This is a genomic window from Corallococcus silvisoli, assembly GCF_009909145.1.
GTDB classification, from domain to species: domain Bacteria; phylum Myxococcota; class Myxococcia; order Myxococcales; family Myxococcaceae; genus Corallococcus; species Corallococcus silvisoli.
The window spans coordinates 373,621-387,510 of the sequence record NZ_JAAAPJ010000010.1 but is presented as its reverse complement, the minus strand read 5'-3'; the positions used below and the strand labels follow the sequence as shown (position 1 = coordinate 387,510).

Here is a 13,890-nt window from a genome sequence, read left to right as displayed (position 1 = left end):
TCAACTACCTGGCCCTGGTGCAGGTGGCGCTCATCTTCTCCTACCTGCGCCACCTGCATCCATCAGACACGGCCTAGGCCTTCAGCTTCGCGCGGGCGAAGAGCTTGCGCGCCTGCGTCTGGGCGTTGGCGAGCACCGCGGAGGCGTCCATCGTGGTGAGCTCGCCCTCGCGCAGCACCAGCTTGCCGTCGATGAGCACGTGCGACACGTCCGTGGAGCGCGCCGAGTACACCAGCGGCCCCGTCACGTCCTCCGGCAGCGGGCAGAAGTGGAAGCCGCGCGTGTCCACCACCGTCAGGTCCGCGCGCTTGCCGACCTCCACCGACCCCACCTCGTCCTCCAGGCCCAGCGCGCGGGCGCCGTGCAGCGTGGCCATCTCCAGGACGTGCATGGGCGTCATCGCCACCGGGCCCACGCGCGGGTTGTGCAGCACGGACGCGAGCCGCATCTCGTGGAACAGGTCCAGCGTGTTGTTGCACGGGGCGCCGTCCGCCCCCAGCGCCACGGGGATGCCGTCCGCCAGCAGCTCCGGCACGCGCGCGTAGCCCGACGCGAGCTTCAGGTTGGAGCCCGGGCAGTGGCACACCACCGTGCCCGACTCGCGCAGCAGCGCCTGCTCCCGGCCCTCCACCCAGACGCAGTGGGCCAGCGTGACGTGCTTCCCGGTCAGGCCCAGCCCGTGGAAGAAGGCGACGTTGTCCTCGCCGGTGACCTGGCGGACCACGTCCGTCTCCGTCCGGTTCTCGCTGGCGTGCGAGTGGATCCGCACGCCCTTCTCGCGCGACAGCCGCCCCACCTCGCGCAGGAGCTCCGGCGTGCAGGACAGGGCGAAGCGGGGCGCGAACGCGTAGCGGAGGCGGTCGTCGTGGGTGCCGTGCCAGCGCGCCATCAGCGCCAGGCTCTCCGACAGCGAGTCCGCCGTGGTCTCCCGCAGGCCCGCGGGCACCTCCGCGCCGGAGTCCATCATCGCCTTGCCACCGACGAGCCGGTAGCCGCTGTCGCGCGCGGACTCGAAGACGGCGTCGTAGTGGTGCACGGTGCCCATGTCGAGCGCCGCCGTGGAGCCGGAGCGGATCAGCTCCGCGAAGGTGAGGTCCGCGCTGGCGCGCAGGGACGCCGCGTCGTGCGCCGCCTCCATGGGCCAGATGCGCTCGCGCAGCCAGTCCAGCAGCTCCCGCTTGTCCGCGTGGCCGCGGAACAGCGTCTGGCAGGCGTGCAGGTGGCCGTGGATGAGGCCGGGCATCACCACCTGCCCGGTGAGGTCCAGGACGCGGCGAGCGCCCTTCACCTTCAGGCCCCGGCCCACCTTCGCGATGCGCCCGTCCTGCACGAGCACGTCCGCGCGAGGCAGCACCTCGCGGTCGCGGTTCATGGTGACGACAGTGGCGCCAGTGAGGAGCAAGTCCACGCGAGAGATTCCTAGAGGAAGGCGCGGGTGAAGGCGTGCGGCAGCAGCTCACCGAGCGTGTAGCGCGCCTCCTCCCCGCGGAGGGTGCGGCTGCGCACCGGAAGGTCAGACCCGGAGAACTCCGCCATCACCTGGCGGCACATGCCGCACGGGGGACAGGGCTCCGGGGTATCCACGACGATGGCCACGGCCACCGGCCTCTCACGGCCCTGCGCCACGCCCGCGACGAACGCGCCGCGCTCCGCGCACACCGTGAGGCCGTAGGTGGCGTTCTCCACGTTGCAGCCGGCCACCACCGAGCCGTCCGCGTACAGCACGGCGGCCCCCACCGGAAAGCGCGAGTACGGCACGTGCGCGCGCTGACGCACCCGCAGGGCCTCCTCGAACAGCCGCTCCCAGGGAATCTCCTCCGCCATGACACCCTCCTTCGCGGGACGCCCCAGGGGGCGCCCGTCCCATCCGGGAGCCCGTGCCTTAGGAGGCGCTCCGGGGCTCGTCCTTGACCTGCGCCTCCAGGTGCCGGGCGATGCCCAGCTCCACCTCCACCGGCAGATCCAGGAACCGCACGCGCACCACCGGGCCCGTCATGCCGGGCTTGGGAGGCAGCACCTCGCCCTGCACCTGCACCTCGTCCAGGGGCGAAGGCAGCGCGAAGCGCACCTCCACGACCTGGCCCGCCTCCAGCGCCTCACCCACCCACCCCACGCCGCCCAGGGACAGGTCCCCCGCGCGGTCCAGGTAGCTTTCTTCCCCCTGCCGCCGGACCTTCAGACGCATGGGGACGCGGGGCGAGTCACGCCGGTCCTCCCCCGTCCTGGTGTCCTGGTTCTCGTTCTGCTCGGACATCGCCGTCGTCTCCCTGCCGCTTCCGCTCTCAGGCCCGACCCCGGGTCGCGCTCCACCACCGCCCCGGGTCTGGGCTGGCGGCATCATACGCGGCCTCATCTAGACCGTTGCCCCTGAAAATGCATCCCGGGAGACCTCAGGCCCCCGTGGCGCAGAACCGCTCGTAGTCGATGAGCTCCACCTTCGCGCCTGGGGCGCACACCGGGCACGCTGGATCCCTGCGCAGCTTGAGCTCCTGGAAGCGCGTGCCCAGCGCGTCGAAGGTGAGCAGCCGCCCCGCCAGGGACTCCCCCACGCCCAGCAGCAGCTTGAGGGCCTCCGTCGCCTGGAGCATCCCGATGAGCCCGGGCAGCACGCCCAGCACGCCGGCCTCCGCGCACGAGGGCGCCAGCTCCGGAGGGGGAGGCGCGGGGTAGAGGCAGCGGTAGCACGGCCCCTGTCCCGGGAGGAAGGTCGTCACCTGTCCCTCGAAGCGGAACACGGAGCCATGGACGTTCGGCTTGCCCAGGAGCACGCACGCGTCGTTGAGCAGGTAGCGCGTGGGGAAGTTGTCCCCGCCGTCCAGCACCAGGTCGAAGTCCCCGAGGATGCGCTCCACGTTGGCGGAGGTCAGCCGCTCCTGGAAGGGCACCACGTTCACGTCCGGGTTGAGCGCCTCGAGGGCGGCCTTCGCGCTCTGGACCTTCGGCTGGCCCCGGCGCTCCAGCGTGTGCAGCACCTGCCGCTGGAGGTTGCTCAGGTCCACCACGTCCGCGTCCACCACGCCCAGCGTGCCCACGCCCGCGGCGGCCAGGTAGAGCGCCGCGGGAGAGCCCAGCCCGCCCGCGCCCAGCAGCAGCACCTTCGACTTCAGGAGCCGCGCCTGCCCCTCCTCGCCCACCTCCGGGAGGATGAGGTGGCGGCGGTAGCGCTCCTTCTGGTCCGGGGAGAGCACGACCGGCTTCTCCACCGGGAGGGCCGCGTCGCTCCAGCGGTTGTAGCCGCCCGCGAGCGACGCCACCCGCGTGTAGCCCAGCTCCCGCAGCGTCCGGGCCGCGAGCGCGGACCGGGTGCCGCCCGCGCAGTAGAGGACGAGCTCCTCGTCGCGGTCCGCCTTCTCCTCGATGCGCAGCTCCAGGAACCCCCGGGGGATGTGCACCGCGCCGGGGAGCCGGCCCCCGGCGTATTCGTCCGCCTCGCGCACGTCGATGAGCTTCACCTTCGCGCCCGAGTCCAACAGGCCTCGGACGTGCTCGAGGGAGACCTCGTGGATCTCCTTCTTCACCTCCGACAGCAGCTCGCGGAACGAGGGGGCCATGGTGCGCAGGGGGGCCGGGACGCGGCGCTCGCGACTACTCCAGCCGGTCCAGCACGAGGGGACGGACCGCGGGAGCCTGGTCGCCAAACCGGTAGGCCGCGAGCAGCCGCGCCCGCACGTCGTCCACGGGGCCGGCGTCGTTGTAGTGCACCTGCACCACGGGCTCGCCCTCCCTGACCACGTCGCCCACCTTCTTGAGCAGCGTGAAGCCCACGGCGGGGTCGATCTGGCTGTCCACCCGCTGCCGCCCCGCGCCCAGCGCCACCGCCGCCAGCCCCACGCCCTCGGTGTGGATGCCGGTGACGAAGCCGTCGCGCGGCGCGACCACCTCCGTGGTGGCCTTCGCGGTGGGCAACAGCGAGTAGTCGTCGATGGAGCGCGGGTCGCCGCCCTGCGAGCGGACGATCTCCTTGAGCTTCTTGAGCGCGCTGCCGTCCTCCACGGAGCGGCGCAGCATCCCGCGCGCCTCCTCCACGGTGGCGGCCTTCTTGCCCAGCACCAGCATCTCCGCGGTCAGCGCGTAGGTGATCTCCGTGTAGTCGTCGGGCGCCTCGCCGCGGAGCATGTCCACGGCCTCGCGGACCTCCAGGGCGTTGCCCACCTGGCGGCCCAGGGGCTGGTCCATGTCCGTGAGCAGGGCCACGACCTTGCGGTTCATCTCCGCGCCCAGGCCAATCATGGTCCGGGCGAGCACGCGCGCGTCGTCCGCCGTCTTCATGAAGGCGCCGCTGCCGACCTTCACGTCGAGCACCAGCGCGTCGATGCCCTCCGCCAGCTTCTTGCTCATGATGGACGACGCGATGAGCGGGATGCAGTCCACCGTCGCCGTCACGTCGCGCAGCGCGTAGAGCTTCTTGTCCGCCGGGGCCACCTGGGCCGTCTGGCCGATGAGGCAGCAGCCCACCTCGCGCACCAGCTGGCGGTAGCGCTCCGTGGACAGGTCCACGCGGAAGCCGGGGATGGACTCCAGCTTGTCCAGGGTGCCGCCGGTGTGACCCAGGCCCCGTCCGGAAATCATGGGCACCGGCACGCCGCAGGCCGCCGCCAGGGGCGCCAGGCTCAGCGACACCTTGTCGCCCACGCCGCCCGTGGAGTGCTTGTCCACCTTGATGGCCGGCGTGTCGGAGAGGTCCAGGACCTCGCCGGAGTTGAGCATGGCGCGCGCCCACGCCCCCAGCTCCCGCGAGTCCAGCCCCTTGAAGAAGATGGCCATGCACATGGCGGCCATCTGGTAGTCCGCCACGGTGCCGGCGGTGTACGCCTGGATGAACGCCTCGATGTCCGACGGGTCCAGCCTGCCGCCGTCGCGCTTGGCCTTGATGAGCTCGTAGGGTTGCACGGGACAAGGCCATAGCAGGAAGTCCCCTCCTGATGCACTCCCAGGAAAGGGAAAGCCCCAGCCGCATCTGATAGATAGCAGGGCCCATGATGCTCCACCGACTCCACGTGCTCGCACTCGCCGCGTTGCTGTGCGCCTGTTCCAAGAAGTCCGAGGAAGTCCCCAAGGCCCCGACTCCAGCGGCCACCGCCGCGAAGCCGCCCGAGGGAAAGCCGGTCGTCGTGGGGCTCGTCATCGACGTGGGGGGCCGGGGGGACCACTCCTTCAACGACGCCTCCCTGCGGGGCCTGGAGCTGTGGGCCGCGGGCAAGCGCTACGAGGGGGGCCGCTACGTGGACGCCCCTTCTGGCGAAGTGCGTCAGTCCATCTCCTCCGACCTGGCGTCGCTCGCACCTGAAGTGAAGCCGCTGCCGGTGCAGCCGCTGGTGCTCCAGAGCAAGGCGCAGGAGGACTACGCCCCCAATCTCCAGTTGCTCGTGGAGCAAGGGGCGAAGCTGACCATCGGCAACGGGTACCTGCTGGCCAACGCGGTGCGCGACGTGGCCACGGAGAACCCGGAGGCGAAGTTCCTGCTCATCGACAGTCAGCTACTGGACGCGCAGGGCAAGCCGAAGTCGCTGCCCAACGTGCGCACGGTGCTCTTCAAGGAGCAGGAGGGCAGCTTCCTCGTGGGCGCGCTGGCGGGGCTGGTGACGAAGACGAACAAGGTGGGCTTCGTGGGCGGCATCGAGGTGCCCCTCATCAAGCGCTTCGACGTGGGCTACCGCGCGGGCGTGCGCACCACCAACCCGAAGGCGGCGGACGCGCTGATGGGCGTCTACACCGGCAGCTTCAACAGCGTGTCGGCGGGGAAGGAAGTGGCGCAGGACCTCATCGCCAAGGGCGCGGACGTCATCTTCCACGCGGCGGGCACGGACGGCCTGGGCGTCATCCAGGCGGTGAAGGAGGCGCGCGCGGCGGGCAAGTCGGTGTTCGCCATTGGCGTGGATTCGGATCAGTCCCACCTGGCGCCGGAGGCGATCCTCACGTCGATGGTGAAGCACAGCGACCTGGCGGTGTACCAGGCGGCGAAGGACCTGGTGGACGGCAAGCTGACGGCGGGCGAGCAGGTGCTGGGCCTCAAGGAGAGCGGCGTGGGCATGGCGGACGTGCGCGTGGAGTTCCCCGGCAAGGCGGAGGTGCTCCAGAAGGTGGAGGCGCTGCGCCAGGACATCCTGGCCGGGAAGCTCACGGTGCCGGGGACGCAGGCGGAGCTGGCCTCCTTCCAGGTCGCGCGGCCCTGATCTCCCTCCAACACATCGCGAAGCGCTTCGGGTCGTGCGTGTCCCTGGAGGACGCGTCGCTGGACATCGCCCCGGGGGAACTGCTCGCCGTGGTGGGCGAGAACGGCGCGGGCAAGTCCAGCCTGATGAACGTGCTCTACGGGCTCTACCATCCGGACGCGGGCACGTTCCGGATGGACGGGCAGCCGGTGCGCTTCAAGAGCCCGCGCGACGCCATCGCGCGCGGCATCGGCATGGTGCACCAGCACTTCATGCTGGTGCCCACGCTGACCGTGGCGGAGAACGTGGTGCTGGGCCGCGAGCCCACGAAGCACGGCCTCTTGGACCTGGACCGGGCCTGTGACGAGGTGGCGGCCACGGCGAAGCGCTTCGGCTTCCAGTTGGAGCCCCGGGCGCGCGTGGACACGCTCACGGTGGGCTCCCAGCAGAAGGTGGAGATCATCAAGGCGCTGCACCGGGGCGCGCAGGTGCTCATCCTGGATGAACCCACCGCCGTGCTCACCCCGCAGGAGTCCGACGAGCTGTCGCAGGTGATGCGCGGGCTGGTCGCCCAGGGGCGCACGGTGGTGTTGATCAGCCACAAGCTCAAGGAGGTGCTGGGCGTGGCGGACCGCGTGGTGGTGATGCGCCGGGGCCGCACCGTGGCGGAGGTCCGGGCCGCCGACACCACCGTCTCCGCGCTGGCCGCGCTGATGGTGGGCGAGGGAGCGCGAAGCGCCGCGCTGACCGGCGTGCCCGCCACGCAGGTCCCCGCCGTGCTGGACGCCGCGGGCGCGGGCGCGCACCTGGCGGGAACGGGGTCCCTGGGCGCGATGGACATGCGGGCCCCCACCGCGAGCCACGCCCCCGGCGCGGCCCTGGCCGCCGCCCCCGCGCCGAAGGACGCGGGGGTGGGCCCCGTCGTGCTGGACGTGAAGGACCTGCGGGCGAAGGGCGGCAACGGCCGGCCCGCGCTCCAGGGCGTGAGCCTCACCGTGCGGGCAGGCGAGATCGTCGGCATCGCCGGCGTGGACGGCAACGGGCAGCGCGAGCTGGCCGAGGTGCTCACCGGGCTGCGCGCCCTGGAGGGCGGAGAGGGCACGCTGCTGGGCGCGCCCCTCGCGGGGCTCACCCCGGCGCTGGCGAAGGCGCGAGGCGTGGGCCACGTTCCGGAGGACCGGTTGGCGCGCGCCGTGGTGAAGGCGATGACGGTGGAGGAGAACGTGGCGCTGGGCCGGCACCGCCAGCCGCCCTTCGCGCGAGGGCCCTGGGTGGACTTCCAGGGCCGCCGCGAGCGCACGGACGAGCTGCTGGCGGCCTACGACGTGCGTCCGCCCGACCCGACCCTGGCGCTCCAGCGGTTGTCCGGCGGCAACCAGCAGAAGGTCGTGGTGGCGCGCGAGCTGGACGCGGATCCCCGGCTGCTCGTCGTGGTGCAGCCCACGCGCGGGCTGGACATTGGCGCGGTGGCCCAGGTGCACGAGCGCCTTCGCGAGGCGAAGGCCCGGGGCGCGGGAGTGGTGATGGTGTCGCTGGACCTGGAGGAGGTGCTGGCCCTGTCGGACCGCGTCTACGTCCTCTACGAGGGGCGCGTGACGGGACACTTCCCGCGCCAGGACCTGGACGAGCGCGAGCTGGGCCGCCGCATGCTGGGCGCGGAGTCGAGCCATGGGTGAGCGGGCGCGGCAGGCGCTGCCGTCGGTGCTCTCCGTGCTGCTGGCGCTCGCGGTGTGCTGGCTGGCCATCGCCCTCACGCGCGACGCGGACACCGCCACGCGCGCCTACCTCCAGATGCTCTGGGGCGGCGTGGGCAACTGGCCCGCCTTCCTGGACGGAGGCAGCGCCAACACCGTGCTGCGCCCCCTGGGCGAGGCCGCGATGAAGGCGGCGCTGCTCACCCTCACCGGCCTGTCCGTGGCGGTGGCCTTCAAGGTGGGGCTGTTCAACATCGGCGCGCAGGGGCAGATGATCTGGGGCGCGCTGGCCGCGGCGCTCGTCGGCGCGCACGTGTCGCTGCCCGCCGTGCTGCACGTGCCGCTGGCGCTCCTCGCCGCCGCCGCGGCGGGCGCGGTCTGGTCGAGCATCGCCGGCGTGCTCAAGCTCAAGCGCGGCGTGCACGAGGTCATCTCCACCATCATGCTCAACTGGGTGGCGGTGAGCCTGGTGGACAACTGGCTCGTCATCGGGCCGCTGCGCGCCGTGGCCGAGGGCGCGTCGTCCATCACCGGCACCGCGGAGATCCTCCCCACCGCGCAGCTGCCCCGGCTGCTGGGCGACGGCTCGCGCCTCAACCTGGGCTTCCCGCTGGCCCTGGCCGCCGCCCTGGGCGTCTGGGTGTGGCTCGCGCGCACGCGCTCCGGCTACGAGACGCGCGCGGTGGGCCTCACGCCAGAGGCGGCCCGCGCGGCGGGCATCCCCACGCTGTGGCGCGCGGGTGGGGCCATGGCGCTCGCCGGCGCGATGGCGGGGCTCGCCGGCGCGGTGCTGGTGCTGGGCACGGAGGGACGCTATCCGGGCTCGCTGGGCGCGCCCTACGGCTTCGACGGCATCGCCATCGCGCTCATCGGCAACAGTCACCCGCTGGGCACGGCCCTGGCCGCGGCCTTCTTCGGCATCCTGCGCGCGGGGGGCACCCGTATGCAGCTGCTGGGCGTGCACAAGAGCTTCCCGGAGCTCATCCAGGGCTTCGCGCTGCTCTTCGTCGCGGGCCGCATGGTGTGGCTCGCGCTGCTGGAGCGGCGCCAGAAGCGCGCCCTGGCCCAGGCGCGACCCCAGGTGGAGGTGCCCCGTGCTTGAGGTCCTGCACTCGCTCCTCTTCTCCACCCTGGACGCGGCCCCCGCGCTGGTGTTCGCCGCGCTGGGCGCCATGCTCTCCGAGCGCGCCGGCGTGGTGAGCGTGGGCGTGGAGGGCATGATGCGCACGGGCGCCTTCTGCGCGGCCGTGGCGGCGCTCGCCATGCCCACGCCGCTCGCGGTGCTCGTGGGCATGGCCGCGGGCGCGGCGATCGCGGCGGTGCACGGCTTCCTCAGCATCCGCTGGCGCTCCGACCAGGTCGTCTCCAGCATGGCGCTCAACCTGGTGGCCATGGCGGGAGGCACCTTCCTCCTGGAGTCCCTCTTCGGCCCCAACGGCACGCCCGCCATCACCCAGCTGTCCCGCTGGAACGTCCCGGGCCTGTCCCACGTGCCGCTCCTGGGCGCGCTGTCGGGCCACGCGGCGCCCACGTACCTGGCGCTCACCCTGCCCTTCCTCTTCCACCTGCTCCTGTCGCGCACGCCCCTGGGCCTGCGGCTGCGCGCCGTGGGCGACAAGCCGCACGCGGTGGCCACCCTGGGCCTGTCCGTGGCAGCCCTGCGCTGGGGCGCGGTGCTGGGCGGCGGGCTGATGGCGGGCCTGGGAGGCGCGGTGCTCTCCACCGCCGTCCTGGACCGCTTCGAGCAGCACACCCCCGCGGGCCTGGGCTTCATGGCCCTGGCCGCCATGGTGTTCGGCCGCTGGACGCCCCTGGGCGCCTTCGCCGCCGCCCTCTTCTTCGCCTTCGGCAACGCCCTGAGGATCGGACTGGCCTCCAGCGCGCCCTGGCTCCTCGACCTGGTACCCCAGGGCTTCCTCCTCGCCCTGCCCTACCTGCTGACCCTCCTCGTCCTGGCGCTCCAGGGCCAGCGCGGCCACGCCCCCGCCGCGCTCGGCACCCCCTACGAGCAGGAGTCCCGCTGAGCGCTTTCAGAGCGAGTGGGTAGATAAACACCCGGGTCTGGATCCACTTTTGGTCAAGACCGACTCGTCAAATCTGAAGCGTCCACCTGTCCTGATGCGTCAGGTCATGGCGAAGGGGGCCGCCAACCCCCTGACCTTATTGGATCGCATTTCCGGTATTTCCAGTGTGGGCTGATCTGCCGTCTGGTGGACGTCCGGCATGCCGCTGGCAAGAGAGTGCGCCCATGTCGGATTGCGTACCGGACAGCGAGCAGGCGCAGCACGTGGGCCTCCGCGGTTGGGCGGCGCACTCCCCCGGGCACCCGCTGACGCCTCCGGGCGTGGGCGGTCCCGGTTTCCAGGCCGGGGTGGGGTGACATGGAGACGACGGGAACAGGCTCGACGTCCCACGCTCGTCCGCGCGTGCTCGCGGTGGACGTGGAATCCGGCAGCGTGGAGCGGGTGCGCTCCATCCTGACGCCCGCGGGCTACGACGTGCTGCCCGCGCGCGGGACGACGGCCGCGCTGGAGGCGGTGTCGCGCCACTCCGCGGACCTGGTGCTGCTGGACGTGGAGCGGGCCCGCACGGTGGGCCTCGCCGCGTACCGGCGCTTCCGCGAGGAGCTGGCCCCGCCGCAGCTCCCCATCCTCATGCTCACGCCCTCCGCGGACCGGCAGACGCGCCGCGAGGTGATGGAGGCAGGTGTGGACGACTTGCTGACGACCGAACCGCTGGACCCGCTGGAGCTGAAGGTGCGCGTCCACACGCTGCTGGAGCTCAAGGCGCACCGCGAGCAGGGCGGCCTCTCGGAAGTGCTCCAGGATCCGCGCACGCGCTGGGTGCGCATGGAGCGCCTGGCGCGCGTGGGCACGCTCGCCGCGGACCTGGCGACGCAGATGGACCAGCTGGGCGTGGGCCTCCAGCGGGCGCTGGAGCACGTGCGCGCCCGCGCGGCCCTGGGCCTGCCGCCGGATCCGGAGGAGCTGCTCAAGCTGGGCGTGGCCGGGGAGCAGATGCGCCTGCACGGCCAGCACCTGCTGTCCCTGGGCCCCACCAACCCCAAGGACATCCAGCGCTTCGACCTGCGCGAGGTGGTGCCGGAGGTGGTGGCGCGGCTGCGCGCCAACCACCGCCTGGGCCGCGCGGACGTGCGCGTGGTGCTGCCGGAGGACCCCATCGCGGTGGTGTTCAACCGCCGTCAGCTGGAGCAGGTGGTGGCGGAGCTCGTCTGCAACGCGGTGGACGCGGTGGAGGACGTGCAGGACCGGCCGCGCGTGGTGCAGGTGGGCGTGGAGCTGCCGGACATGTTCGGTGACTTCGGGCCGCAGCTGTTCGTGAAGGACACCGGCATCGGCATCTTCGAGGGCGAGCTGCAGGCCATCTTCGCGCCGTACTACACGACGAAGGCCCCGGAGAAGAGCGTGGGCCTGGGCCTCACGGTGGCGCGCACCCTGGTGGAGAGCCTGGGCGGCAAGCTGACGGTGAAGAGCCGCGTCAACCTGGGCAGCACCTTCACGGTGGAGCTGCCCGAGCAGACGTCCTCCTGGTGAAGCCGGGGGCACGGGCGGGAGGCGACTCCCCGCCCGCGCCGGAGCGCTAGAAGCGGTAGGCCACGCCCGCCAGGGCTTCCATCGTGAAGTAGCTGTCGTCGAAGCGCGGGACGATGGAGGGCCCCAGCCGCAGGTTGAAGTTCACGTTGAAGTTGTTGCTCACGAAGTACTCCAGGCCGCCTCCGAAGAGGATGGGGATGACCGGCCCGATGCCCTCGCCGATGTAGACGTTGAACGGCACGTCGAGGCCCGCGTTGATCATCAGCGCGCTGCCCACGGGGATGCCCACCACGAACGCCACCGGCAGCGCCATGCCGAAGAGGGTGTTGCCGCGGGGGAAGTAGAGGAACGGACCGGGCTGGAAGGTGATGGCCATGGCCACCTTGTCCGTCCGGGCGATCATCACCCGCAGCCAGCCCTGGAGCTTGATGCCCTCGTCGGAGGCGTCCACCAGGCCCTCGCGGCCCCAGTTGAAGCTGAACTTGCCGCCGATATCGACGTTGTCCGAGCCCCCGTGCAGCAGGCCCAGCGTCAGGCCCGGGAAGCCAATCTGCGCGCTGAACATGTTGCGGCCGGAGCCCAGCGTGTCCGCGGCCAGCAGGGACCAGCCCTGGCCACGCGCCATCGCGGTGCCGGGAACGGCCAGCAGGACGGCCAGGAGGAAACCAGGAATGAAGCGCTTCACGCGGTTCCTTTCTGCGATGGGCCACGACGGGAGGAGACGCGGCCCGGGGTTGAAGGGTGATTCAGGACTCAGGCGGGCTGACCGCGCTCGCGGGCCAGGGCGAGGAAGGCGTCGATGAGGGCGGACAGCCGGGCCTCGGCGCGCTGGCGGGCCTGGGGGAGCGGCTCCCCGGGGGCGGGCGTCTCCTTGTGCTCGAAGTAGTATTTGATCTTCGGCTCGGTGCCGGAGGGGCGCAGGGTGACGCGCCCGCCGCCCTCCAGCGCGAAGGCGACGACGTTGGAGGGAGGCAGGCCGCCCTCGCCCTTCTGGTAGTCGCGCACGGCGCTCACGGGGGTGCCGCCAATCCGCGGGGGCGGCGAGGCGCGGAAGGCCTCCATGATGGCGCGGATGGTCTGCGCGCCGGCGGCGCCGGGGAGCGTCACGTTGCGCTGGGCGCCCACGTGCAGGCCGAAGCGGCGCTGGATCTCCTCCAGGTAGCCCAGCACGGTGGTGCCGCGCGACTCGCACCACGCGGCCATGTCCGCGACGACCAGCGCCGCGCCCACGCCGTCCTTGTCGCGCGTGGCGGTGCCCACGGTGTAGCCCAGCGCCTCCTCGTAGCCGAAGACGAACTGCGTGCCTTCGCTCCGCGTGCGCTCCAGCGCGCGGTTGGCGATCCACTTGAAGCCGGTGAGGACCTCGTCGTACGCGGCGTCCAGCCCGCGCGCGATTTCACCCAACTGCGTGGACGACACGATGGTGGTGACGACGTGCGGACGCGCGCGCTTCGTCCCCTGCGTGAGCACGTAGTGGCCCAGGAGCACGCCCACCTCGTTGCCGGTGAGCAGGCGCAGCTTGCCGGACGCATCGCGCGCCATCACGGCCAGCCGGTCCGCGTCCGGGTCGTTGGCGAGCACCAGGTCCGCCTTCACGCGCTCGGCGGTGGCGAGCGACAGGTCCATGGCGCCCGGCTCCTCCGGGTTGGGGAAGCGCACCGTGGGGAAGCGGCCGTCCGGCTCCTGCTGCTCGGCCACCGGCGTCACGCGGGGGAAGCCCGCCTCCTTGAGCGCCAGCACCGCCCACGCGCCGCCCACGCCGTGCATCGCGGTGTAGACGACGGACAGCGTGTCGCTGCCCTTGCGGTACAGGCGCAGGTCCAGGATGGCGCGCAGGTAGGCGTTGCCCACGTCCTCCGGCAGGTCGCGCCACAGCCCCTTCGCGCGGCCCTCCGCGGGCGTCAGCAGCGGGACCTGGTTCGCGGGCTCCACCTTCGCGATGGCGTCCGCGATGCCCACGTCCTGCGGCGGGACGATCTGCGCGCCGTTGCCCCAGTAGACCTTGTAGCCGTTGTACTCCGGCGGGTTGTGGCTGGCGGTCACCATCACCGCGGCGGCGGCGTTGAGGTGCAGCACGGCGAAGGCGGTGACGGGCGTGGGCACCGGCTCCGGGAAGACGTGCGCGGGGATGCCCTCCGCCACGAACACGGCGGCGGTGTCCTCCGCCAGCTCACGGCTCAGCCGGCGCGCGTCACGGCCCACCACCACGCCGCGCGTGGTGACGTCCGGCACGGTGGCCTTGAGGTAGCGCGCGAGGCCCGCCGTGGTGCGGCGCACGACGGCGCGGTTCATCCGGTTGGGGCCGGCGCCCAGCACGCCTCGCAGGCCCGCGGTGCCAAACTCCAGGTCCTGGGCGAAGCGGTCCGCCAGGTCCGCCCAGTCCGACGTCGCGAGCACCTGGGCCAGCTCCGCCTGCGTCTCCGGGTCTGGATCCGCCCTGCGCCAGGCCTCCGCCCGCTCCCTGAGTCCGGTGGTGTCCATCGCGCGTTG

12 protein-coding genes are annotated in these 13,890 nt (G+C 72.3%); 5 read left to right on the top strand and 7 right to left on the bottom strand.

The genetic code is table 11. The features are described 5' to 3' along the window. Positions 1–73: 73 nt before the first annotated feature. The 5 genes from GTY96_RS21900 to GTY96_RS21880 all read right to left on the bottom strand — a co-directional run bounded on the left by GTY96_RS21900 (position 74) and on the right by GTY96_RS21880 (position 4,890). The gene (locus tag GTY96_RS21900) at positions 74–1,408 is read right to left on the bottom strand and encodes a 5'-deoxyadenosine deaminase (RefSeq protein WP_143899980.1); all 1,335 of its coding nucleotides are present in this window, start codon (positions 1,406–1,408) and stop codon (positions 74–76) included. Between the two features lie 11 nt (positions 1,409–1,419). Further along, entirely contained in the window at positions 1,420–1,824 is a 405-nt protein-coding gene (locus GTY96_RS21895; protein WP_143899983.1) for a cytidine deaminase, read from the bottom strand. Positions 1,825–1,882: 58 nt separating this feature from the next. Next, positions 1,883–2,254, bottom strand: coding sequence for a PilZ domain-containing protein (locus GTY96_RS21890; protein WP_143899985.1), 372 nt, complete (start codon positions 2,252–2,254; stop codon positions 1,883–1,885). Positions 2,255–2,390: 136 nt separating this feature from the next. Next, a complete protein-coding gene (gene moeB, locus GTY96_RS21885) occupies positions 2,391–3,551 on the bottom strand; it encodes a molybdopterin-synthase adenylyltransferase MoeB (protein WP_143899987.1) in 1,161 nt (386 codons plus the stop codon). Between the two features lie 34 nt (positions 3,552–3,585). Continuing rightward, positions 3,586–4,890, bottom strand: a complete 1,305-nt coding sequence (locus GTY96_RS21880) for a thymidine phosphorylase (RefSeq protein ID WP_161665683.1) — start codon at positions 4,888–4,890, stop codon at positions 3,586–3,588. 89 nt (positions 4,891–4,979) lie between these two features. Here GTY96_RS21880 and GTY96_RS21875 point away from each other — a divergent pair, with 89 nt between their 5' ends. The 5 genes from GTY96_RS21875 to GTY96_RS21855 all read left to right on the top strand — a co-directional run bounded on the left by GTY96_RS21875 (position 4,980) and on the right by GTY96_RS21855 (position 11,400). Further along, entirely contained in the window at positions 4,980–6,173 is a 1,194-nt protein-coding gene (locus GTY96_RS21875; protein WP_143900527.1) for a BMP family lipoprotein, read from the top strand. 38 nt (positions 6,174–6,211) lie between these two features. Beyond that, positions 6,212–7,828 carry an ABC transporter ATP-binding protein gene (locus tag GTY96_RS21870; protein WP_161665682.1) on the top strand — a complete coding sequence of 539 codons (1,617 nt, stop codon included), beginning with the start codon at positions 6,212–6,214 and terminating at the stop codon, positions 7,826–7,828. Further along, positions 7,821–8,948: an ABC transporter permease gene (locus tag GTY96_RS21865; RefSeq protein ID WP_161665681.1), complete on the top strand. Its 1,128-nt coding sequence runs from the start codon at positions 7,821–7,823 to the stop codon at positions 8,946–8,948. The genes GTY96_RS21870 and GTY96_RS21865 overlap by 8 nt, the downstream gene beginning before the upstream one ends. Further along, positions 8,941–9,870 carry an ABC transporter permease gene (locus tag GTY96_RS21860; RefSeq protein WP_143899994.1) on the top strand — a complete coding sequence of 310 codons (930 nt, stop codon included), beginning with the start codon at positions 8,941–8,943 and terminating at the stop codon, positions 9,868–9,870. The genes GTY96_RS21865 and GTY96_RS21860 overlap by 8 nt, the downstream gene beginning before the upstream one ends. A 357-nt stretch (positions 9,871–10,227) precedes the next feature. Beyond that, positions 10,228–11,400, top strand: a complete 1,173-nt coding sequence (locus GTY96_RS21855) for a sensor histidine kinase (protein ID WP_161665680.1) — start codon at positions 10,228–10,230, stop codon at positions 11,398–11,400. Between the two features lie 46 nt (positions 11,401–11,446). On the opposite strand, the gene GTY96_RS21850 is transcribed toward GTY96_RS21855, so the two are convergent. Further along, positions 11,447–12,085: a hypothetical protein gene (locus GTY96_RS21850; protein ID WP_186001839.1), complete on the bottom strand. Its 639-nt coding sequence runs from the start codon at positions 12,083–12,085 to the stop codon at positions 11,447–11,449. Positions 12,086–12,153: 68 nt separating this feature from the next. Continuing rightward, a complete protein-coding gene (locus tag GTY96_RS21845) occupies positions 12,154–13,881 on the bottom strand; it encodes a phospho-sugar mutase (protein ID WP_143899998.1) in 1,728 nt (575 codons plus the stop codon). Positions 13,882–13,890 lie beyond the last annotated feature (9 nt).